Source organism: Youngimonas ophiurae (nom. illeg.) (assembly GCF_049803795.1).
Taxonomy (GTDB): domain Bacteria; phylum Pseudomonadota; class Alphaproteobacteria; order Rhodobacterales; family Rhodobacteraceae; genus Thalassobius.
The window spans coordinates 65,040-85,357 of record NZ_JBNAGJ010000003.1; the positions used below are offsets into that span (position 1 = coordinate 65,040).

22 protein-coding genes are annotated in these 20,318 nt (G+C 62.0%); 6 read left to right on the forward strand and 16 right to left on the reverse strand.

The features are described 5' to 3' along the window. Positions 1-181: 181 nt before the first annotated feature. The 12 genes from ACP15O_RS08050 to ACP15O_RS08105 form a co-directional block, all read right to left on the reverse strand. Positions 182-1,270 (reverse strand): Zn-dependent alcohol dehydrogenase, encoded by a 1,089-nt coding sequence (locus tag ACP15O_RS08050; RefSeq protein ID WP_425095554.1) that lies wholly within the window; start codon positions 1,268-1,270, stop codon positions 182-184. A gap of 74 nt (positions 1,271-1,344) precedes the next feature. Then, positions 1,345-2,559: a TCR/Tet family MFS transporter gene (locus tag ACP15O_RS08055; RefSeq protein ID WP_425095555.1), complete on the reverse strand. Its 1,215-nt coding sequence runs from the start codon at positions 2,557-2,559 to the stop codon at positions 1,345-1,347. A 111-nt stretch (positions 2,560-2,670) separates the two neighbouring features. After that, positions 2,671-3,999, reverse strand: coding sequence for a lyase family protein (locus ACP15O_RS08060; protein ID WP_425095556.1), 1,329 nt, complete (start codon positions 3,997-3,999; stop codon positions 2,671-2,673). A gap of 12 nt (positions 4,000-4,011) precedes the next feature. Beyond that, the gene (locus tag ACP15O_RS08065; RefSeq protein ID WP_425095557.1) at positions 4,012-4,722 is read right to left on the reverse strand and encodes an alpha/beta fold hydrolase; all 711 of its coding nucleotides are present in this window, start codon (positions 4,720-4,722) and stop codon (positions 4,012-4,014) included. A gap of 123 nt (positions 4,723-4,845) precedes the next feature. Then, positions 4,846-5,445 (reverse strand): protocatechuate 3,4-dioxygenase subunit alpha, encoded by a 600-nt coding sequence (gene pcaG / locus ACP15O_RS08070; protein ID WP_425095558.1) that lies wholly within the window; start codon positions 5,443-5,445, stop codon positions 4,846-4,848. Between the two features lie 4 nt (positions 5,446-5,449). Further along, positions 5,450-6,199, reverse strand: a complete 750-nt coding sequence (gene pcaH, locus ACP15O_RS08075) for a protocatechuate 3,4-dioxygenase subunit beta (protein ID WP_425095559.1) — start codon at positions 6,197-6,199, stop codon at positions 5,450-5,452. After that, positions 6,196-6,579, reverse strand: coding sequence for a 4-carboxymuconolactone decarboxylase (gene pcaC / locus ACP15O_RS08080; RefSeq protein ID WP_425095560.1), 384 nt, complete (start codon positions 6,577-6,579; stop codon positions 6,196-6,198). The genes pcaH and pcaC overlap by 4 nt, the downstream gene beginning before the upstream one ends. Next, positions 6,572-7,360 (reverse strand): 3-oxoadipate enol-lactonase, encoded by a 789-nt coding sequence (gene pcaD / locus ACP15O_RS08085; protein WP_425095561.1) that lies wholly within the window; start codon positions 7,358-7,360, stop codon positions 6,572-6,574. Before pcaD ends, pcaC begins: the two co-directional genes overlap by 8 nt. Then, positions 7,360-8,526 (reverse strand): 4-hydroxybenzoate 3-monooxygenase, encoded by a 1,167-nt coding sequence (gene pobA / locus ACP15O_RS08090; RefSeq protein ID WP_425095562.1) that lies wholly within the window; start codon positions 8,524-8,526, stop codon positions 7,360-7,362. Before pobA ends, pcaD begins: the two co-directional genes overlap by 1 nt. 233 nt (positions 8,527-8,759) lie before the next feature. Further along, positions 8,760-9,731 (reverse strand): threonine ammonia-lyase, encoded by a 972-nt coding sequence (locus tag ACP15O_RS08095; RefSeq protein ID WP_425095563.1) that lies wholly within the window; start codon positions 9,729-9,731, stop codon positions 8,760-8,762. Then, positions 9,728-10,552, reverse strand: coding sequence for an alpha/beta fold hydrolase (locus ACP15O_RS08100; protein WP_425095564.1), 825 nt, complete (start codon positions 10,550-10,552; stop codon positions 9,728-9,730). Before ACP15O_RS08100 ends, ACP15O_RS08095 begins: the two co-directional genes overlap by 4 nt. Position 10,553: 1 nt before the next feature. Continuing rightward, positions 10,554-11,240 carry a haloacid dehalogenase type II gene (locus ACP15O_RS08105; protein WP_425095565.1) on the reverse strand — a complete coding sequence of 229 codons (687 nt, stop codon included), beginning with the start codon at positions 11,238-11,240 and terminating at the stop codon, positions 10,554-10,556. A gap of 172 nt (positions 11,241-11,412) precedes the next feature. Here ACP15O_RS08105 and ACP15O_RS08110 point away from each other — a divergent pair, with 172 nt between their 5' ends. After that, on the forward strand, positions 11,413-11,841 hold the full coding sequence (locus ACP15O_RS08110; protein ID WP_425095566.1) for an FKBP-type peptidyl-prolyl cis-trans isomerase: 429 nt from the start codon (positions 11,413-11,415) through the stop codon (positions 11,839-11,841). 94 nt (positions 11,842-11,935) lie between these two features. Continuing rightward, on the forward strand, positions 11,936-12,556 hold the full coding sequence (locus tag ACP15O_RS08115) for a hypothetical protein (protein WP_425095567.1): 621 nt from the start codon (positions 11,936-11,938) through the stop codon (positions 12,554-12,556). Here ACP15O_RS08115 and ACP15O_RS08120 read toward each other — a convergent pair. Both ACP15O_RS08120 and irr read right to left on the reverse strand, forming a co-directional pair. Continuing rightward, positions 12,545-13,534, reverse strand: a complete 990-nt coding sequence (locus tag ACP15O_RS08120) for an NADPH:quinone reductase (RefSeq protein WP_425095568.1) — start codon at positions 13,532-13,534, stop codon at positions 12,545-12,547. The genes ACP15O_RS08115 and ACP15O_RS08120 overlap by 12 nt on opposite strands. Positions 13,535-13,634: 100 nt before the next feature. Further along, positions 13,635-14,057, reverse strand: a complete 423-nt coding sequence (gene irr / locus ACP15O_RS08125) for a Fur family transcriptional regulator Irr (RefSeq protein ID WP_425095569.1) — start codon at positions 14,055-14,057, stop codon at positions 13,635-13,637. Between the two features lie 172 nt (positions 14,058-14,229). Here irr and fabA point away from each other — a divergent pair, with 172 nt between their 5' ends. Beyond that, a complete protein-coding gene (gene fabA / locus ACP15O_RS08130) occupies positions 14,230-14,739 on the forward strand; it encodes a bifunctional 3-hydroxydecanoyl-ACP dehydratase/trans-2-decenoyl-ACP isomerase (RefSeq protein WP_425095570.1) in 510 nt (169 codons plus the stop codon). Between the two features lie 103 nt (positions 14,740-14,842). On the opposite strand, the gene ACP15O_RS08135 is transcribed toward fabA, so the two are convergent. Then, the gene (locus tag ACP15O_RS08135) at positions 14,843-15,520 is read right to left on the reverse strand and encodes an alpha/beta fold hydrolase (protein WP_425095571.1); all 678 of its coding nucleotides are present in this window, start codon (positions 15,518-15,520) and stop codon (positions 14,843-14,845) included. A gap of 180 nt (positions 15,521-15,700) precedes the next feature. Here ACP15O_RS08135 and fabB point away from each other — a divergent pair, with 180 nt between their 5' ends. Both fabB and ACP15O_RS08145 read left to right on the forward strand, forming a co-directional pair. Then, a complete protein-coding gene (fabB, locus tag ACP15O_RS08140) occupies positions 15,701-16,930 on the forward strand; it encodes a beta-ketoacyl-ACP synthase I (RefSeq protein WP_425095572.1) in 1,230 nt (409 codons plus the stop codon). A gap of 28 nt (positions 16,931-16,958) precedes the next feature. Further along, positions 16,959-17,747 carry an enoyl-ACP reductase FabI gene (locus ACP15O_RS08145; protein WP_425095573.1) on the forward strand — a complete coding sequence of 263 codons (789 nt, stop codon included), beginning with the start codon at positions 16,959-16,961 and terminating at the stop codon, positions 17,745-17,747. A 126-nt stretch (positions 17,748-17,873) separates the two neighbouring features. Here ACP15O_RS08145 and ACP15O_RS08150 read toward each other — a convergent pair whose 3' ends face one another. Then, on the reverse strand, positions 17,874-18,743 hold the full coding sequence (locus ACP15O_RS08150; protein ID WP_425095574.1) for a hypothetical protein: 870 nt from the start codon (positions 18,741-18,743) through the stop codon (positions 17,874-17,876). 113 nt (positions 18,744-18,856) lie between these two features. On the opposite strand from ACP15O_RS08150, the gene miaB reads away from it, so the two are divergent. Beyond that, a complete protein-coding gene (miaB, locus tag ACP15O_RS08155; RefSeq protein ID WP_425095575.1) occupies positions 18,857-20,176 on the forward strand; it encodes a tRNA (N6-isopentenyl adenosine(37)-C2)-methylthiotransferase MiaB in 1,320 nt (439 codons plus the stop codon). The last annotated feature ends 142 nt before the right edge of the window (positions 20,177-20,318 follow it).

Below are 20,318 nucleotides of genomic sequence, written 5' to 3' on the forward strand. Positions count from 1 at the left end.
TCGAGTTTTCCCAAGACCACAGGCCCGGATCCAAAAGATGTATGGCCCGTGCGATTTTGGAATGTCCGCAAGATTAGCGCGGTTTATCCCGCAAATGGAAGCCGTTTACCGGCCGATATGTTCACATTCGCGGGATTGAAGGTGTTCCGTGCTGCCCGGCTGGGCAGATTTGCGGGCTGGGTTAGTCCTCCAGCATGATCACGTTGCGCCGCGCGGCACCGGACATGGTGTCGGCAAAGGCCTCGTTGATCTGATCCAGTGACCAGCGGCCGGAAATCAGCTCGTCCAGTTTCAGGCGGCCCTGTTGGTACAGGTCCACCATCCAGGGGATGTCGCGCTTGATCGCCACGTCGCCCATTTTCGAGCCCAGAATGGACTGGCCGACATCCGCCATCAGCAGCGGCGAGTAGCTGGCGTTCGAACCGAAATGCGGCAGCCCCACCATCACCACGACGCCGCCATTGGCCAGATAGCGCGGGGCCTGATCATAGACCGGCGCTACGCCCACCGTCACCAGAACGGCATCCGCGCCGCGCCCGCCCAGGATCTCTTTGACTTTGGCCCAGGGTTTGCCCTCGCCGGTGATGCCGTGGGTGGCACCGAATTCGCGGGCCACGTCCAGCTTATCGGGGTTCATGTCCACGGCGACGATCCGGCGCGCGCCAGCGATCCGCGCGCCCTGTATCGCGTTCAGCCCCACGCCGCCCGCGCCGATCACCACCACATCCTGACCGGGCCGGATATTGGCCGTGTTGATCGCCGCGCCAACGCCGGTGATCACCCCGCAAGAGATCAGCGCCGCCGCGTCCTTGGGCATGTCATCGGGGATCACCACGACTTGGCTGTGGTCCACGACCACTTTCTCAGCGAAAGCGCCGGTGAACAGCCCCTGATACAGCTGCGTGCCGTCGGCTGCGCGCAGCGGGCCGTCTTTCCAGCTGCCCGGATCCTCGCACACCACCTGATGGCCCGCGCTACAGCTGGGACAGGCCCCGCAGGATCGGATCAGTGTCACGGCCACGGCGTCGCCGGGCTTGATCCCTTTGACTGCGCCGCCAACGGCTGTCACCGTCCCGGCGGCCTCGTGGCCGTAAACGGCGGGCAGCGCCCCGCCAAAGCCCCCCTGCCACAGCGAAATATCGGAATGGCAGACGGCGACGGCCTGAATGCGCACCTCTACCTCGTTCATTTCCGGCGCGCGCAGCTCGATTTCCTCGATCACCATGGGGTCGTTATGCGCATAGCTGACGGCGGCCTTGATTTTCGGCATGTTGGTCCCTCCTCCTCGATTGGGCCGAGGGTGCCTTTGGGGCCCAAATTCCGCAAGTGCGAAATTTTGTTCCGTTACGCAAAATTCTCTTGCGGGCGATAGCGTCCGGCAAACAGCAGCACGCCGATCGACATCAGCGCCGCAGCCAGCACGAAGGGCGCTCCGGGCAGGTGGAAAGGCGCATCCCCCGCCGTGAACAGTGCAAAGACCTGCGTCATCAGCAGCGGCCCGATGATCATCGCCACTGAAGCCAAAGAGCTAAGCACCCCCTGCAATTCCCCCTGCGCATCATCCGGCGCAATCCGAGACAGAATGCCCTGCAACGCGGGCAGCGCAATGGCCCCCAGCGCCGAGATCGGGATCAGCATCATCACCACCCAGCCGCTTGGTACAAAGGCAACCAGCAACAGGGCGATCACCTCGATGCCCAGACCGGCCAGCACGGTGTCGCGGTCCCCCAGAAAACGGATCGCCACGCGGATCAGCCCGCCCTGCACAACGGCTAAAGACACGCCATATACGGCCAGCGAAACGCCGATCATTCCGGGCGACCAGCCGAACCTTTCGGTGCTGAAATAGGCCCAGATCGCGGGATAAACGACATTGGCCAGATGATAGACGAAGATCACCCATAACAGAGGCGTCACACGGCCCAGCTGACCCAGCGCACGAAACGCCGAGAACGGGTTGGCCCCGGCCAGACGAAAGACCCGGCGGGTGGCCGGGGTCACTGTTTCGCGCAGAACCAGAAAGCCAAACAGAGCATTGCTCAGGGCCAGGGCTCCGGCGGCCCAGAACGGCGCGCGGGTGCCGTATTCGGCCAGCAGTCCGCCCAGCATCGGCCCCAACACAAAGCCCACGCCAAAGCCCGCGCCGACCAGGCCAAAATTCGCGGCTTTCTCTTTTGGCGAGGAAATATCGGCCATATAGGCATTCGCGGTGGAATGCGTTGCGGCTGTGATGCCCCCCACAATCCGCCCGGCCAGCAGAATCCAGATCGACCCGGCCAGCGCCATCACCGCATAGTCCGCCGCCATCACCAGCAGCGACACCAGCAGCACCGGACGGCGCCCATAGGCATCGGACAGCCGACCAATCATCGGCCCGAACAGAAACTGCATTGCCGCGAACGAGGTCGTCAGCACCCCGCCCCAGATCGCCGCGCTGGCGATCGTCCCGCCTGATACCTCTTGGATCAGTTCGGGCATCACGGGCATGATCAGACCGATGCCCATCGCATCAATCATCACGGTGATCAGTATGAACAGAATGGGAAGGCGGGGTTTCATCCGGGGCTACTCGCAAAGGTATTCAAAGACAATGCGAGGAAGATAGGCGCTCGGTTTCGGCCTGAGAAGGGGAAAAGGGGGGCAATGTCCCCCCGTTTTGCGGGTTTCAGCCTAAAGCGCACGTACCGCGGCGGCAAAGGCGCGAGCCTCGGCCGGGGCCTGTCCGGTCTGTCTGGCGGGATCGAACACATCGTCCAGCGCCAGATCAGGATAGGCCGCGCGGGCCAGGGCTGACAGCGGTGTGTCCTCGGCAAGCGCCTGTTTGCACAGGGTTTTGATGGCTGCCTGAGCCTCGGGCCGGGGCATGTGCTGGGCCAGCCGAAAGGACAGGGCCTCGGCGTGGATCAGATCCAGGGTGCTGTTCAGTGCGGATTGCATCGCGGGTGCGTTGGGCGCAATGCTGCCCGCCAGTGCCCGCCCATGTTCCAGCGCCGAGGCCGTCGCCAGACACAGCTGCGGCAGGGTCAGCCATTCGGTGAACCACGCGGCCCCGTCGCGATCCTGACGGTGCAGGCCCGCGCCCTGCATGATCGCGTTCAGCCCGATGATCTGCCGTGACAGCGCCACCATCGCCGAGGGCTGCACCGGGTTCTGTTTCTGCGGCATGGTCGAAGAGCCCCCCGACGCGCCCAGGCGGACCTCGGCGATGCCGGTCTGGGTCAGCAGGATCAGATCCTCGCCCATTTTACCCAGCGCCGTGGCCAGCCGGGTCAGCCAGCCGCACAGGGACAGGATGGGGCCGCGATCCGCGTGCCAGCTGCGCTGCGGGTCTTTCAGGTTCAACGCTTTGGCGAAGGCGGCGCGCAGCTCGGCGGCCTGGGGGCCAAAGGCGGCGCCCGTGCCCGCCGCGCCCGACAGCGACACCCACAACACGCGTTCGCGCAGGGCAGGCAGCTCGGCCAGCAGATCCAGCAGCGGCGCGCCCCAATGGGCCGCCGTCGCGCCAAAGCTGATCGGCGTGGCGTGCTGGCCATAGGTGCGGCCGGGCATGGGCAGATCGGCGTATTCGCCCGCCAGTTTGCCCAGGCTTTGTGCCATTTCAGTCAGCGCGGTTTCCACAATGTTCAGATATTGACGCAGCCGCAGCATCTGCCCGGTTTCGGCAATATCCTGCGAGGTCGCGCCCCAATGGACGTATTGGCTGTGCTCGGGGGCCTCCAGCGCCTTGCGGAAGGCGGCGACCAGTCCGGGGACCGTCACGCCATTGGTGCCCGTCGCCGCAGCCAGCCCGCCCGGATCCAGCGGGATCTCCATCGAGGCGCGGTGGATGAACGCGGCCGAGACCTCGGGGATCAGGCCCATCTCACCCTGGACCTTGGCCAGCGTGCCTTCGACCAGCAGCATGGCGCGCACCTCTGCACTGTCCGAGAAAAGCTTGCCCGCGTCACCGGCGGGGAACAAACGGCTGTAAAGTTCAGAGGAAAAAACCGAGGCTGCCATGGGAATCCTTTGTCATGAAGTCGCAATATCCGCCAGCAGCTGCGCCAGCCGTGCCGGATGAGAGAAGAAGGGCGAATGCCCGCTGTCGAAGCTGTGCACGCGGCTGGCGGGCCAGTCGCGGGTCATGTCCTGCTGCAACGGGGGCGGAATGGTGCGGTCATCCAGGCAGCGGATATAATCGCGTTGCAGGCTGGCGATATTGCTGCCCGTCCGCACCGCAACCGCGCTGGGTTGCGTGGCCTGAATACAAAGATGTTGCAGCGCGAAATCGGTGGTCCCCTTGGGGCAATCGTGGAAAAAGATGTCCCTGGCGCGGGCGGGATCGACTGTCCAGCCCAGTTTGTCGTCCGTCATGCGGATGGCCGGGCGCAGAGGCTGCGCGGGGCCTTCTTTGCGCAGATCGACCAGCGATTTGCCGGGCTGGGGCACATAGGCGCACAGGTAGATCAGGCGCTGAAACTGGTGGGGGGCGCGCTCGGCCGCCAGGGTGGCGGGAAAGCCGCCCATCGAATGAGCCACCACGATTGCGGGGCTGTCCAGCGCCTGCAAAATCGCATCGGCATAAAGATCCAGCGTGACCTGCTGATAGGGTGTCGTATCCGCGCCGTGGCCGGGCAGATCAATGGCGCGCGCATCGTGCCCCAGCTGCCGCAGCGCGGGGATCAGATCGCGCCAGCACCAGGCTCCGTTCAATGCGCCGTGGATCAACAGGAAATTCGCCATATCAGGAGGGTCTGGGCCTTTCAGGGGTGGTTGCTCTGGCATGTAGCACGCGCGGGCCCGCGAACAAAGACCCACCGGAAGAGGCAGGCAGAAGGGGCACCCACGCAGGTGCCCCGTCCGGTGTTACATGTCCAGAAACACGGTTTCCGCATCGCCCTGTAGGCGGATATCGAACCGATACTGGCCCGCGCCGGTTTTTCTGGCGATCAGAGTGTCCACACGGTTGCGCTGTTCGATCCGCATCAGCAGGGGGTCGGCGCTGTTGTCCTCGTCCTCGAAGTAGATGCGGGTTTGCAGGCCGATGTTGATGCCGCGGGCGACGATCCACAGCGCGATATGCGGGGCCTGGAAGCCGCCGCCGCGCATCGGGGTTTTGCCGGGCTTGACGGTGGTCAGGGTGAACTCGCCCGAGTCCTTGTCCGCGGCAAAGCGGCAAAACCCGTTGACCTTGGGGTCTGCGCCGTCCTGACCGGGGAATTTGCCGGCGGCATCGGCCTGCCAGCTTTCGATCATCGCGTCGCGCAGCGCCCAGCCGGTGCCGTCATAGACGGAGCCCGTGATGGTGATCTGCTCGCCTGCGGCCCCGTTTTCGATGGCGCGCAGGCCCAGATCCTCGGGGTAGATGCCGGGATTGCCCGCGAACGAGGGGATCGCCCCGATATGCACGTAGGGCCCGGCGGTCTGCGAGGGGGTTTCGATCAGGGTATCGAGTTGCTGTACCATTCTCTTACATCCCTTCCAGTTTGTTTTCGAACATGGTCTGGCGACGGCCGCGCAGCACGATGTCGAACTTATAGGCCAGGAAATCCAGCGGCCGTGATTTCGAGAAATCCAGCGGCGCGACCAGCCGGTCCAGTTGGCTGCGCTGCTTGATGGTGGCCGCGATGGGGCAGTGGTTGATCAGCGGGTCGCCCTCGAAATACATCTGGGTGATCAGGCGCTGCGCAAAGCTGTGACCGAAGACCGAGATATGGATATGCATCGGGCGCCAGTCATTCGCGCGGTTGGGCCAGGGATAGGCGCCGGGGCGGATGGTCAGGAATTCGTAATAGCCGTTCTCATCGGTGATGGTGCGCCCGCAGCCGCCAAAATTCGGATCCAGCGGGGCGAAATACGTGTCCTTGATGTGGCGATAGCGGCCGCCGGCATTGGCCTGCCAGATCTCGACCAGAGTGTTCGGCACGGGGCGGCCGTTTTCGTCCAGCACGCGTCCGTGCATCAAGATGCGCTCGCCCACGGCGGGTTTGCTGGCATCCTTTGAAAAATTGATGATCAGGTTATTGTCCAGCGGTCCCAGCAAAGAATGGCCAAAGCGCGGGCCGGTTTCCTCGGACAGGGTGGTTTCCATCGACAAAAGCGGCCATTTGGGCGAACGCGGCACGCTGGTTTTGTAGTCAATGTCATAGGCGGGCGGGTGCACGGCCCGGTTTCTGGGGATCAGTGGCCCCAGATCCGTGGGGATGATCGGATCGCTCATTCCTGGGTCTCCTCCATTTCGGCATAGGTTGCCTTGGCGATTTTCAATGCGTGATTTGCACGGGGAACCCCCGCGTAGATCGCAACGTGCTGGAAGGCTTCCAACACGTCTTGTTTGCTGGCTCCGGTCCGGGCGGTGGCCCGGATGTGCATGGCGATTTCCTCAAAGTTCCCGGTGGCCGCCAAAAGAGCCAGAGTGATCATGGACCGTTCGCGCGCGGATATTCCATCGGAGGCCCAGACAGTGCCCCAGGCGCCCTCGGTAATGAGGGTCTGGAAGGCTTCGTCAAAGGGGGTCTTGGCGGCCTCGGCACGGTCCACATGGGCATCGCCCAACACCGAACGGCGCACCTGCATCCCCTTTTCATAGCGATCAGACATGTCCTGTCTCCTTCAGGAAATTCGTTAAAACCTCTGCGTATTCAGCAGGTTGTTCGACACAAGGCAGATGGCCCGCCTTGCGGATCAGATGAAATTTGCTGCCCGGCACCAGATCGACGGTTTCGCGCACCAGATCCGGCGGGGTCGAGCCATCGTCAGACCCGGCAATCCCCAGCAGGGGCAGGCGCAATCCGCTGGTTGGCGTGTAGAAATCGGTGCCCGCAATCGCGGCGCAGCAGCCCACGTAGCCTTGGACCGGCTGACGCACCAGCATGTTGCGCCAGGCCTGGAACTGGGCGGTTTTCTGGAAGGGTTTCGAGAACCAGCGCTCCAGAATTGGGCCTTCCAGGGCCTCGATACCGCCGTCCTTGACGGCCTGAATGCGGTCGGCCCACATGTCGGGCTGGCCGATCTTGGCGGCGGTGTTCGACAGCACCACGGCACGCACCAGATCCAGACGTTTGACCGCCAGCCCCTGGGCGATCATGCCGCCGATGCTAAGCCCGACGAACAGGCAATCCTTGACCTGAAGATGATCCAGCAGACGCTCGATATCGCGCACCAATGTACCCATCGAGTACGGCCCCGGCGTGCATTCCGACAGCCCATGCCCGCGTTTGTCATAGCGGATCAGGCGCAGGCCCTGGGGCAGCAGCGGGATCACCTGATCCCACAGCCGCAGATCGGTGCCCAGCGAATTGGCAAAGACGACAGGCGCACCTGTCGGGGCTCCATCCTCGCGGTAATGGAGCTTTACATCTCCGAGGTCTGCAATTTTCATCAGTAAGGCAATCCCACATAGTTTTCGGCCAGCACTTTTTGTGCGGCATCGTTGTCGCGTAGAAACTCAAGGTCTGCGCGTTGCATCTTGATGTCAAACTCGGATTGATCGGGGAAACGGTGCAGCAGGTTGGTCATCCACCAGCTGAAACGCTCGGCTTTCCAGATGCGGGACAGGGCCTTCTGGCTGTAGCTGTCCAGCCCGTGCGAGTCCTGATCCAGATAGTGCTGCTTCAGACCGTTATAGAGGTAATGAATGTCCGAGGCAGCGGTGTTCAGGCCTTTGGCGCCGGTGGGCGGCACGATATGGGCCGCATCGCCACACAGGAACAGCGCGCCATAGCGCATGGGCTCGGTCACGAACGAGCGCAGCGGGGCGATGGATTTCTCGATCGAGGGGCCGGTGACCAGACGTTCGGCGGCCTCTTCGGGGATGCGGCGTTTCAGCTCTTCCCAGAAGGCGGCGTCGGTCCAGTCGTCGGGGCTGTCAGAGAGCGAGCACTGGATGTAGTAGCGGCTGAGATTGGCGTTCCGCATCGAGCACAGCGCAAATCCGCGTTCGGAATTGGCATAGATCAGCTCGTCATCGACGGGGGGCGTTTCGGAAAGGATGCCCAGCCAGCCGAAGGGGTAGACCTTCTCGTATTCGCGGCGCACATCCAGCGGGATTGCCTGGCGCGAAGGGCCGTGGAACCCGTCGCACCCAGCGATGAAATCGCAATCCAGACGCTGCGCCTGACCGTCCAGCGTGTAGGTGACATAGGGTTTGCCGGTCAGATCGTTCAGCTCGACATCGCTGACCCCATGGAGGACGGTGCCGCCCATCGCATCGCGCGCGTCATACAGATCGCGGGTGACCTCGGTCTGGCCGTAAACCACAACGTGATCGCCGGTGTGTTCGGTGAAATCAATGCGGAACTGCTGATTGTCATAGGCGATCAGCGTGCCGTCATGGACAAAGCCCTCGGCGTCCATGCGGCTGGCCACGCCGGCCTCGCGCATCAGGTTCACAAAGCCGGTTTCCAGAACGCCCGCACGGATGCGGCCCAGCACGTATTCGCGGGTTTGCCGTTCCAGCACGACAGTTTCAATCCCCGCCTTGTGCAGAAGCTGAGACAAAAGCAGCCCGGACGGGCCACCACCGATGATGGCTACTTGAGTACGCATGGATTTCCTCCCTGTTTGTTGTCGGGAAGGTTGCAAATTTAGTGTGCAGTGTCAATTAATTTTGCGCGAGGTAATTAACGCTGTAAAATTGTTTGGAAAACAAGGCGATTACGCGCGCTCTTTCGGTGCAGGGCAGGGGGCAGCGGGGCGGCCGGTATGCAGGCAGGGGGCTGGATGCGCCAGAATCCCTTAGAATCCCCTCGGATATCCAGCCCGCCGCCCGGTCTGTCGAATCACAGGAATGCGGTCAGCGCATCCTGAAACATCTGCGGATCGACATTCCCGCCCGTCGCCACGGCGATCACCGCATCGCCCTGGAGCTGGTCGCCATGGAACAGCGCTCCGGCCAGGGCCGCGGCTCCTCCGGGTTCGATCACGATTTTCAGCCGCAAAAAGGCCAGCGCCATGGCATGAAGGCATTCCGCATCCGTCACGACAACACCCGGCCCACACAGGCGCTGCATGATCGGAAAGGTAATCTTCCCCGGTGCCGGGGTCAGGATCGCATCGCAGACAGAGCCCAAAGACGTCGGATTAGGCTGAATGCGGCCGGTTTCCAGTGCGCGGCGTACATCGTCGAAGCCTTCGGGTTCTGCCGGGCGGGTCCGCAGCCCCGGTGCGCGGGCCTCTAGCGCCAGCGCAATCCCCGAGGTCAGCCCGCCGCCACCGCAGCAGACCAGAACATCGGCCGTTTCAAGGCCCTGCCGGGCTGCCTGCGCGGCGATCTCAAGCCCCACCGTGCCCTGGCCCGCGATGACCTGCGGCTCGTCATAGGGTCTGATCAGGGTCAGCCCGCGTTCCTGCGCCAGGGTATCGCCGATCTCTTCTCGGTTTTCGGTTTCGCGGTCATACAGCACCACCTCGGCCCCCAGTGCGCGGGTGTTGTCAATCTTCAGTTGCGGCGCGTTCGAGGGCATGATGATCACAGCCGGCACCCCGTGCTGCTGCGCCGCATAGGCCACACCCTGCGCGTGATTGCCGCTGGAAAAGGCGATCACCCCGCGTTTGCGCGTTTCGGGCGTCAGCGCGGACAGGGCCGCCCAGGCGCCGCGAAACTTGAAACTGCCGGTGTGTTGCAGGCATTCGGGTTTGACATACAGCCGGCGCCCGGCGATCTCATCCAAAAAGGGAGAGCTGAGCAAAGGCGTTTTGCGCACATGCCCCTTCAGGCGGGTCTGGGCGGCGTCGATCATCTGGATATTCATTGCATTTGCTCCAGCCATGTGTGCAGCGCTTCCAGCGCCTGAGGTTCATCCAGAAATGGCACATGAGCGCGATCAGGCACATGGGCGGTGATCAGGCCGGGCATGAATTCGGCCATTTTTTGGACTGCATCTTGGGTCAGCAGGTCCGAGTTTTCCCCATGGATCACGGCGCAGGGCAGGGGGGCGATCGCAGCAAAGAGCGGCCACAGATCGGGGGCCTCGCCCTGGGCCAGCCCCTCAAGCACGGCATCGCGCAGTTTTGGGTCATAGTTGATCAGCACGCCGGTCGGGGTTTCCACATGAGTGTGGCTGGCCTCTTGCTGCCAGCGGGTCAGCGGGACATTGGCAAATCCGGGCAGGGCGGCGCGCTGGCGGGCAAATGCGTCCAGCGTTTTGGCCTGCGGGTTCTTGCCCAGATAGCCCATGATGGCGGTCAGCCCGTCCATGTTCAGCTCGGGGCCGACGTCATTCAGGGCCACCCCCAGCAGCCCGTCCTTGGCCGTTGCAGCCAGCACCATCGCGATCAGCCCCCCGCGCGAGGTGCCCAGGATGGCGACCTTGGGCAGGTGCAGATGGGCCAGCAATTCCAGCACGTCCAGGGCCTCGCGCTGGATGGAATAGGTGGTGTAATCCTCGGCCCAGCCCGAGCGCCCCCGCCCGCGATAATCCATCCGGATCAGGCGGCATCCGGGCAGGTGCGGGGCGACGAAATCGAAATCGCGCGCGTTCCGCGTCAGCCCGGCCAGGCACAGAACCGGCAGGCCGGTCCCCGCGTCCTCATAGTAGATTTCAATGCCGTCCGAAGTGGTGAAATAGGCCAAATCACGCCCCTGCTATTTCTGGAATCCCGGTCAAATCTGTCAGGATATGCTGCGGTTCGGACGGGAGCCTGTCCACGGGCTCAGCCTTGCGATTGACCCAGGCGGTCTGAAAGCCATAGCCTGCCGCCGCCGCCGCATCCCATCCGTTAGACGAGACAAACAGAACCTGCGCGGGTGTGCAACCAAAGCGTTGCCCCACCAAGTCATAGACCCGCGCGTCGGGCTTGAAAACGCCAACGGATTCCACAGACAGGCAGTCATCCAGCACATGGGCCACCCCGGCCGAGCGCACCGCTCCGGCCAGCATATCGGGCGATCCGTTGGACAGGATCGCGGTGGACAGCCCGGCCTGTTTCAGCGCAGCCAGCATGGCGGGGACTTCGGGGTAGGCGGACAGTTCCCAATAAAGTTGCAGCAGACGGGCGCGCAGATCGGTATCCTCGTCCAGCCCCAGAGCCTGAAGCGCCCAGTCCAGCCCGTCCTGCGTGACCTGCCAGAAATCGCAGTGCTGCCCCATCACGGCGCGCAGCCAGCTGTATTGCAGCTGTTTCTGGCGCCAGTGCTCGGCCAGTTCGGGCCAGGTGCGGGCCAGCGCCGCGCGGCCGGGCTCGGCTGCGGCTTCGCGTGCGGCGGCGGTGACGTCGAATAAGGTTCCGTAAGCATCGAAGATGCAGGTTGTGATGGTCATGGCGGCTCCTCCCCTGATGTTCAGACAGTGACATGGGGCCGCCTTCCGCGAAAGCCACAAATCCCCCGATTTGCAATCCCCGCCCTGGGCAGATAGGCTGCGCGCAACCCGCCAGAGAACCCGCCCGATGGGGTGGCCTCTTCATTCATTTCCAGACATGACAGGAAACCTTATGACCGAAGTCAAATCGGGCGATACCGTCCGTATTCATTACACCGGCACGCTGGCTGACGGCACCACGTTCGACAGCTCGGAAGGGCGTGATCCGCTGGAATTCACCGTCGGTTCCGGCCAGATTATCCCCGGTCTGGACAAGGCGCTGCCCGGCATGACCGTGGGCGAGAAAAAGACCGTCGAGATCGAACCCGCCGAGGCCTATGGCGAAACTCACCCTGACGCGATCCAGGCGATCCCGCGTTCCAACGTGCCGGCGGAAATCCCGCTGGAGGTGGGCTTGCAGCTGCAAATGCAGTCGCCCTCGGGGCAGGTTGTGCCGGTCACCGTGGTGGAAATCACCGAAGAAGAGGTCACGCTGGACGCCAACCACCCGCTGGCCGGCAAGGCGCTGACTTTTGCGTTCGAAATCGTCTCGGTCAACTGATCGGGTCCGCATGACGTAAGAGCCCCGCCATCGTGCGGGGCTTTTTGCATGGGGCAAGCCTTGCTATCCTGGGGCGGCAGACCCGGAGGATACCATGCCCAACACTGCCGAAACCCTGCTTCAACGCATCCGAGAGCTTCAGGACGAGTTCGAGCACGAGCTTGCCAAACGTCGCGCGGCCTTTCGCTATCATCTGGAAAATGGCCGTGTCGTCTGGGAGGAAGAGGCCCGACGCCAACACCGCGCCCTGCGGGTTCGCTGGCTGGCCTTTCTGCGGCGTACGCGCCCGCTGACGGTGATTACGGCGCCGGTGATTTATGCGCTGATCATTCCCTTCGTGCTGCTGGATCTGTTCGTCACCGTGTATCACGCGATCTGTTTTCCGGTGTATGGCATCCCCAAGGTCCGCCGGTCGGATCACATCCGCATTGATCGCCACCATCTGGCCTATCTGAATGGCATCCAGAAACTGAACTGCGTTTATTGCGGCTATTGCAACGGGTTGCTGGCCTATGTGCGGGAAGTCGCCGGCCGGACCGAGGCCTACTGGTGCCCGATCAAACATGCCGCCCGTGTGGACGGACGGCATGGGCACTATGCGGATTTTCTGGAATATGGAGATGGGGCCGGATATGACGCCGGGGTTGCCGCCTCGCGCAGGAAGCTGAAGGATCTTGCGGATCAGCCGCCCGGTGCTGCGGCCTCAGACGAATGAGATCAGCACCGCGCCCTTACGCCGCCCGGCCTCGACGGTTTCATGCGCCAGCGCGCAGGCCTCGATGGGAAAGATCGCGGCGATGTCCGGACAGAGCGCGCCCTCGGACAGGGCGTCGTGCAGCCGCATGATCGCCTGCACCCGTTCTGTCATGCTGAGCAGATAGATCAGCGCCATCCGCAGCGTGACGTTCTTGAACATCAGCGGATAGAACGGCAGCTGGAACGTGGGGCTCTGGGCCGAGCCATAGGCGACGATCGTGCCGCTTTCGGCAATCACCTGGGCGATGACATCTATGTTCTGGCCCGCTTCGACTTCGATCACGCGATCCACCGGGCGGCCGGCATTGCACAGCAGAATCTGCGCGGCCAGATCGGGTGCGGCATAATCCAGCGCGGCATCGGCCCCGCCGGACAGCACGCGTTCTCTTTGCGTGGGGGCGCAGGTGGCGATGACGCGCGCGCCGCCCCATTTGGCCAGCTGCACGGCAATACGCCCCACCGTGCCCGACCCGCCCGAGATCAACAGGGTTTTCCCCCGCACGCTGCCATCGGCAAAGACGCAATGCGCGGCGGTCAGCCCCGGAATGCCCAGCACCGCTCCGGTTTCCAAAGAGGTATCATCGGGCAGTGGGACGGCCTGCGCCTGCGGCAGGGCGACATAGTCGGCGGCGCTGCCATGGGGGCGCTGCCACCCGGCATTCCACAGCCAGACTTTCTCGCCCACGCGGTCCGGAGGCACATCGGGCCCCACGGCTTCGATCACGCCCGCGCCATCCGAATGCGGAATCATCAGCGGAAAGGGCGGCTGGCTGATCCCCGGCCGCAATCCCGCCCGCAGCTTAACATCGGACGGATTCACGCCCGAGAAATGGACACGGACCAGCACTTCGCCCTTCTGGGGTGCGGGTTTGGGGACGTTTTCAACCCGTAGAACATGGCCTGCTGGCCCCAGCTCACGGTAGGTGATGGCGCGCATTCTGGCTCTCCTCGTTACTCAACGCCGAGAAGTTAACGCGCAGGGATCAGAATGAAAACACGCCTAGATAGTATGCAGAAGTATAGTGCGCAGCCCAGAGTTACTTGCGGCGCAGGCGGATCACCACATCCACGCTGACCACTTCGGCGCCCTGGGGGGCATCGGGGACGCGGGCGATCTGCAATTGCTCGCTGGGGGCGTCGGTCAGTTGCCCGGAATCTTCCCAGAAGAAATGCGGATGTTCGTGCGTGTTGGTGTCAAAATAGCTGCGCGCACCGTCCACCGTCACCTCTTGCATCAGCCCGGCCTCGCAGAAGGCGCGCAGAGTGTTGTAGACCGTCGCCAGAGAGACGCTCTCGCCGTTTTCCATGGCGGCCGAATATAGGCTTTCGGCGGTGACATGGCGGTGCTGCCCGTCCCCCACCAGCAGCGCCGCCAGGGTGCTGCGCTGGCGGGTCGGTCGGACGCCGGCCTCTGACAGCCAATCCGCGCCGCGTTGTTTTGCCTGTTGTGTCACGATCATGGTGCGTACCCTATTGTTCACCTGTTAATATAGGGGATTTGATCAGGGAATTTCAATTGAAAATAGATCGCAACTGGCCCGGTGCGACGCCCGCGCAGTCTTGCACGCAGGTCGGGCGCAGTGATAGAGGGGGGAGGAAACCGATAAGACACATCAAAGGGGGTCGGCCTGAATGTCCCAATATCCGAGCAGTTTTGACCGCGAAGATCTACTGAAATGCGCCCGTGGCGAACTGTTTGGCGAAGGCAATGCGCAGCTGCCTGCTCCGCCGATGCTGATGATGGACCGGATCACCGATATTTCGGGCGATGGCGGGGCGCATGGCAAGGGTCACGTTCTGGCTGAATTCGATATTACCCCGGATCTGTGGTTCTTTGAGTGCCATTTCCCCGGCAACCCGATCATGCCCGGCTGTCTGGGCCTGGACGGCCTGTGGCAGCTGACCGGCTTTAACCTGGGCTGGCGCGGCTGGCAGGGGCGCGGGTACGCCCTGGGCGTCGGTGAGGTCAAACTGAAGGGCATGGTGCGCCCTGACCGCAAGATGCTGACCTATAAGATCGACTTCACCAAGGCCATCCAGACCCGCCGCCTGACCATGGGCGTGGCCGACGGTATCGTCGAGGCCGACGGAGAAGTCATCTACGAAGTCAAAGACATGAAAGTCGCGCTGAGCGAAAGCTGAGCGATGTGATTATTAGATGGGAAAGGGGCCCTGCGAGGGGCCCTTTTTGTTTTGGGGGTATATCTGGATTGAGCCCAAACCTACTAAACGCGAATAACGATTTTCATTCGAGATTGTCTGCAAAATGTCCAATTTGCGCTGGGGCTAGGTCAGCCCTAGCTTGTAGCAGGAAATGTGGCCCTTCGATGTCTTGCACTCTCCCTGAAACGGCCGCGAAGTCTTGTGCCATTTTCGCCGGAATTAGTCGATCTTTTGTTGCTCGCAGATAGAGAATAGGAACATCTATCCTTTTCAGCGCATCAACAACATCGACCTTTAAGACATCGGCGAGACGTTTGGATAAAATAGAAGCCGGGACTTTATACAACACCTGCCGGAATTGATCTGTGAATGCGCGATTTTCCCATTTTCCCATCAAAAAAGGCTGCGCCAATTTGGCTATTAACCAAGACCGAAGCGGCATGATTTCAATAAGATAGGCGAGAAAAACAGGTAGGTTTACAGGCCTTCGCGCAAACGTGGCAACGAATGCTATGCCCTTAAGCTTTGGTGGAGCTTCAGCGCCAAGAAGTACTGCGACAGGCCCCGAAAATGACTCTGCCACAAGAATGAAATCGTCGTTGGGGAGTTGTGACTTAGTCCATTCAAGAATGTCCTCATACCGACAAAGGTGAGGTGGGTACGCAAGCGTCGTGACGGAATGATTGCCTTCCAGCGCGTGCCGCAATTTTGGAGCAAGCAACCCCGTTCCGTCCAAACCGGGCAAGATGATAATATTCATGCGACCAGCCTAGTGAGTGTAATCAGTTAAGTCAGCAAGTTTTGAATGGCGGCTTTGTCCGCAGTACCGACAGAGGCTATCGCAGCCCCCGCGGTTTCAGCGACCCCACCCCAACCCAACCACCTTGCACCCGTCCGCACCAACCCCTAGTAAGGCAGTAGCTAATAAGGGAGTGCTCGTATGCGCCGAGTAGTGGTCACCGGGCTGGGCGTCGTGTCGTCCATCGGGAACAATGCCGAAGAGGTTCTGGCCTCGTTGAAAGCCGGGAAATCCGGCATCACCGCCAATGCGGCCATGCAGGAACACGGGTTCCGCAGCCAGATCGCCGGTGACGTGAAACTGGACGTGACCGAGCATGTGGACAAGCGCACGTTGCGCTTCATGGGGCCGGGCGCGGCCTATGCCTATATTGCGATGGGGCAGGCGATTGCCGATGCCGGTCTGGAGGAGGCCGATATCGTGAACCCACGCACCGGTCTGGTGGCGGGCTCGGGCGGGCCGTCGACCAGTGCGATGTTCGCCGCGCATCAGACGGCGCTGAAATCCGGCGCAACCAAGCGGATCGGGCCTTTCGCCGTCCCCAAATGCATGAGCTCGACCATCTCGGCCAACCTGTCGACGGCCTATAAGATCAAGGGCATCAACTATTCGATCACCTCGGCCTGTTCCACCTCGCTGCATTGCATTGGCAACGCGGCCGAGCAAATCATGCTGGGTAAACAGGACGTCATGTTCGCCGGCGGCGGCGAAGAGCTGGACTGGACCCTGTCCTGCCTGTTTGACGCGATGGGCGCGATGTCCAGCAAATACAATGACACGCCAGAACGTGCGAGCCGCGCCTTTGACGCCAATCGCGACGGGTTCGTCATCGGCGGCGGTGGCGCAATCCTGGTGCTTGAGGAACTGGAGCACGCCAAAGCGCGCGGCGCCAAAATCTACGCCGAGGTCACCGGCTATGCGGCCACCTCGGATGGCCATGATATGGTGGCCCCCTCGGGCGAGGGCGGCGAACGCGCCATGCGACTGGCCCTGCAATCGCTGGAGCCTGGCCGCAAGGTGGGCTATATCAACGCGCATGGCACCTCGACCCCGGTGGGCGATGTCGGCGAGGTCGAGGCCGTCCGCCGCGTCTTTGGCGAAGGCCAGACCCCGGTGATCAGCTCCACCAAATCCATGACCGGCCACAGCCAGGGCGCAACGGGGGCCCAGGAAGCCGTCTATTGCCTGCTGGCGCTGAAGCACGATTTCATCATCCCCTCGATCAACGTGGAAACCCTGGATCCGGGCATCAACGAAGGTGAGATCGCAACCGCCCTGGTGGAAAACGCAGGGCTGGACACGGTGATGACCAACAGCTTCGGCTTCGGTGGCACGAACGGCTCGATGCTGCTGTCGAAATACAACGGCTAAGCCGGCGGAAGCAGCGAAAGGAATGAACATGTCAGCACTTAGCGGAAAACGCGGCCTGATCATGGGCGTGGCCAACGAACGCTCGATCGCCTGGGGCATCGCCAAAGCCATGGCCGAAGCCGGCGCCGAACTGGCCTTCACATATCAGGGCGAGGCATTCGGCAAACGGCTCGAACCGCTGGCCGCCTCGGTCGGGTCGGATTTCATGGTGGATGTGGATGTCACCGACGATGCCTCGCTGGATACCGCCTTCGAGGGGCTGCAATCGCGCTGGGACAGCCTGGATTTCCTGGTCCACGCCATCGCCTATTCCGACAAAACCGAGCTGACCGGTCGCTTCATCAACACCTCGCGCGAAAACTTCAAGAACTCGCTCGATATTTCCTGCTACTCACTGATCGAGGTCGCCCGCCGCGCCTACCCGATGATGAAACCCGCAGGCGGCACCATCCTGACGCTGACCTATGGCGGCTCGAACCGGGTGACGCCGAACTATAACGTGATGGGCGTGGCCAAGGCGGCGCTGGAATCGGCCACCCGCTATCTGGCCAATGACCTGGGCCCCGATGGCATCCGGGTGAACGCCATCAGCCCCGGCCCGATGAAAACCCTGGCCGGCGCAGCCATCGGCGGCGCACGTAAAACCTTCAAACACACCGATCAGAACGCCCCCATGCGCGCCAATGCCACGCTCGAGGCCGTCGGCGGAACCGCCGTCTATCTCGCCTCGGAGGCCGGTGCCTGCACAACTGGCGAAATCATCCATGTCGATGGCGGCTTTCACGTTCTGGGAATGCCCCAACCCGAGCACCTCTAACCTCGCGCGCCTTTCTTTGCTCGGACAATACTCCGGGGTTTGGGGCAGCGCCCCAAGTCCCTTCACTCCAGTCCCTTCACTCCAGTCCCGTCCTCTAATCCCTTCAGCATCCCTCGGGAACACGGATCAGAACCACTGACCGGGCTCCATCAGGCCCAGATCCAGCAATTGCCCGGAATGCCACTCGAACGGGACCGAGTTGTGCCACCGATAGCTCTCGATATCGAAGGTCGATCCGGGGTTGCGTTTCAGCGCCTTGGCTGTGCGGAACGAACAGATCGCCGCCGTCAGACTATGGTGCCATTCGCAGGAATAGGTGTTGTATTCGTCGTCATTGAACGTGTGATCCGCGCGCAGGGTCAGTTCGGGTTTGGCCTTGAACAGCCCGATCCGGTCGATCTTGCGCCGCGCCTGAGGGATATGCTCTTCGAACCGCCAGCGCAGACCGCCATAGAAATCCAGCTGGCGTTCCTTGGGGTGGCCTGTCTGTGCGTCGCGGCGGGCCAATGCGTAATAGCCGGTTTTGTCCAGATAGGCGTTTTCCAGTGACACGGCATTGGGATATTGCCACAGATCCGGGGCATACAGATCAATCACATAGGTCAGCATCGCATCGCGGCGTTCCTCGGTGTGAAAGGTCAGCATTTCCCCGATGCTGCGGTGCTCGCAGAAGGGAAAAAACAGGTATTCCGAGTTGAAACAGTAATAGATCCAGACCCCCGGCGCCGCCGCGATGACCCGGTTGATGGCGCGGGTCAGATCGTCCGCGCTTAGCGTGTCATAAGCCACCCGGTGCACACGTTCGGCCACGTCCTCGGCCATCTGGAAACTGTCGGGCATGAAACACACCACGGCGTCAAATCCGCAATCCAGATGGTGGCGCAGAGTGGAATCGATCTCGACCTCATCCTCGCAGAAAATCAGGGCGACGGGCCCCTTGGCCAGCGCCGCCTTGCCCTGTTTTACAAATTCTTCTAGCCCCGAATAGGTTGTCATTTTTCTGCCTGTCTCGTTTGAAATGCAGAATCCGCCAAAACCCCCCGCATTGCAAGGCGTGCTGAGTGTGGTATAGCCCAGCCCTTGAAAAAGCGTGCACAGGAATCCGGCCAATGAGCGACGTCAAGAAACTCTATATCAAGACCTATGGCTGTCAGATGAACGTCTATGACAGCGAACGCATGGCCGAGGTCATGGGCGGGCAGGGCTATGTGGAAACCAAAACGCCCGAAGATGCGGATATGATCCTGCTGAACACTTGCCACATCCGCGAAAAAGCGGCTGAGAAAGTGTATTCGGAACTGGGGCGTTTCAAGCCTCTGAAAACGGCCAAGCCCGATCTGAAAATCGGTGTGGCCGGCTGTGTGGCCCAGGCCGAGGGCGAGGAAATCATGCTGCGTCAGCCGATGGTGGATCTGGTGGTGGGGCCGCAGAGCTATCACCGGCTGCCCGCAATGGAGGCCAAGGTCGATGCCGGTGAAAAGGCGCTGGACACGGATTTCCCCGAGGAAGACAAGTTCGAGAAGCTCAAAGGCCGCCCCAAGGCGCAGCGCGGCCCGACCGCGTTTTTAACCGTTCAGGAAGGCTGCGATAAATTCTGCGCCTTCTGCGTGGTGCCCTATACCCGCGGCGCCGAGGTCAGCCGACCCGTTGACCGCATCCTGACCGAAGCGCGCGATCTGGTCGAGCGCGGCGTGCGCGAGATCACCATGCTGGGTCAGAACGTGAATGCCTATCACGGCGCGGGGCCGGATGGCGACTGGTCCCTGGCGAAACTGATCTGGGCGCTCAATGACATCGACGGGCTAGAGCGCATCCGCTTTACCACCAGCCACCCCAATGACATGACGGACGATCTGATCGCGGCGCATGGGGAATGCGAAAAACTGATGCCCTATCTGCATCTGCCGGTGCAATCGGGCAGTGATAAGATCCTCAAACGGATGAACCGCAGCCACACCGCCGAAAGCTATCTGAAACTGATCGAGCGTATCCGCGAAGCGCGCCCCGATATTCTGATGTCGGGCGATTTCATCGTCGGCTTCCCCGAGGAAACCGAGGCCGATTTCCAGGACACGATGGAACTGATCCGGCAGGTGAATTACGGCCAGGCCTTCAGCTTCAAATACTCGACCCGTCCGGGCACGCCGGCCGCCGAACGCGCCCAGGTGGACGAGGCCGAGGCCAGCGACCGGCTGAAACGCTTGCAGGCGCTGATCACCGATCAGCAGCGCGCCGTGCAGGACAGTATGGTCGGCCGCGAGGTGCAGGTTCTGTTCGAAAAACCGGGCCGTCTAGAGGGGCAGATGGTGGGCAAATCCGAATATCTGCACGCGGTCCATGTGGCCGGTGCCCCGGTGCAGCGCGGCGACATCGGACGCGTCAGAATCGTCGAAAGCGGGCCCAACTCTTTGGCCGGGGAATTGATCTGAGCCGCGCCTGCCCTGGGAAAAACCGTTTAAGAAACATGAATTTGGCCGAGGCTGTGCACAATACCCGTGTCTTCATGTGTATTGTTGGGGGAATACCCACAATATCTGGTGAAATAAACTTCACATAGCGAACTTCTCTGCT

Coding starts and splice junctions, on each gene's coding strand:
- ACP15O_RS08150 (WP_425095574.1), bottom strand. CDS start 18,743: ATGACAACCTATTCGGGGCTAGAAGAATTTGTAAAACAGGGCAAGGCG.
- pcaG (WP_425095558.1), bottom strand. CDS start 5,445: ATGGTACAGCAACTCGATACCCTGATCGAAACCCCCTCGCAGACCGCC.
- ACP15O_RS08135 (WP_425095571.1), bottom strand. CDS start 15,520: ATGAATATTATCATCTTGCCCGGTTTGGACGGAACGGGGTTGCTTGCT.
- pcaH (WP_425095559.1), bottom strand. CDS start 6,199: ATGAGCGATCCGATCATCCCCACGGATCTGGGGCCACTGATCCCCAGA.
- ACP15O_RS08055 (WP_425095555.1), bottom strand. CDS start 2,559: ATGAAACCCCGCCTTCCCATTCTGTTCATACTGATCACCGTGATGATT.
- ACP15O_RS08115 (WP_425095567.1), top strand. CDS start 11,936: ATGCCCAACACTGCCGAAACCCTGCTTCAACGCATCCGAGAGCTTCAG.
- ACP15O_RS08050 (WP_425095554.1), bottom strand. CDS start 1,270: ATGCCGAAAATCAAGGCCGCCGTCAGCTATGCGCATAACGACCCCATG.
- ACP15O_RS08145 (WP_425095573.1), top strand. CDS start 16,959: ATGTCAGCACTTAGCGGAAAACGCGGCCTGATCATGGGCGTGGCCAAC.
- pcaD (WP_425095561.1), bottom strand. CDS start 7,360: ATGAAAATTGCAGACCTCGGAGATGTAAAGCTCCATTACCGCGAGGAT.
- ACP15O_RS08120 (WP_425095568.1), bottom strand. CDS start 13,534: ATGCGCGCCATCACCTACCGTGAGCTGGGGCCAGCAGGCCATGTTCTA.
- pcaC (WP_425095560.1), bottom strand. CDS start 6,579: ATGTCTGATCGCTATGAAAAGGGGATGCAGGTGCGCCGTTCGGTGTTG.
- ACP15O_RS08110 (WP_425095566.1), top strand. CDS start 11,413: ATGACCGAAGTCAAATCGGGCGATACCGTCCGTATTCATTACACCGGC.
- ACP15O_RS08105 (WP_425095565.1), bottom strand. CDS start 11,240: ATGACCATCACAACCTGCATCTTCGATGCTTACGGAACCTTATTCGAC.
- miaB (WP_425095575.1), top strand. CDS start 18,857: ATGAGCGACGTCAAGAAACTCTATATCAAGACCTATGGCTGTCAGATG.
- ACP15O_RS08060 (WP_425095556.1), bottom strand. CDS start 3,999: ATGGCAGCCTCGGTTTTTTCCTCTGAACTTTACAGCCGTTTGTTCCCC.
- ACP15O_RS08065 (WP_425095557.1), bottom strand. CDS start 4,722: ATGGCGAATTTCCTGTTGATCCACGGCGCATTGAACGGAGCCTGGTGC.
- irr (WP_425095569.1), bottom strand. CDS start 14,057: ATGATCGTGACACAACAGGCAAAACAACGCGGCGCGGATTGGCTGTCA.
- pobA (WP_425095562.1), bottom strand. CDS start 8,526: ATGCGTACTCAAGTAGCCATCATCGGTGGTGGCCCGTCCGGGCTGCTT.
- ACP15O_RS08095 (WP_425095563.1), bottom strand. CDS start 9,731: ATGAATATCCAGATGATCGACGCCGCCCAGACCCGCCTGAAGGGGCAT.
- fabA (WP_425095570.1), top strand. CDS start 14,230: ATGTCCCAATATCCGAGCAGTTTTGACCGCGAAGATCTACTGAAATGC.
- fabB (WP_425095572.1), top strand. CDS start 15,701: ATGCGCCGAGTAGTGGTCACCGGGCTGGGCGTCGTGTCGTCCATCGGG.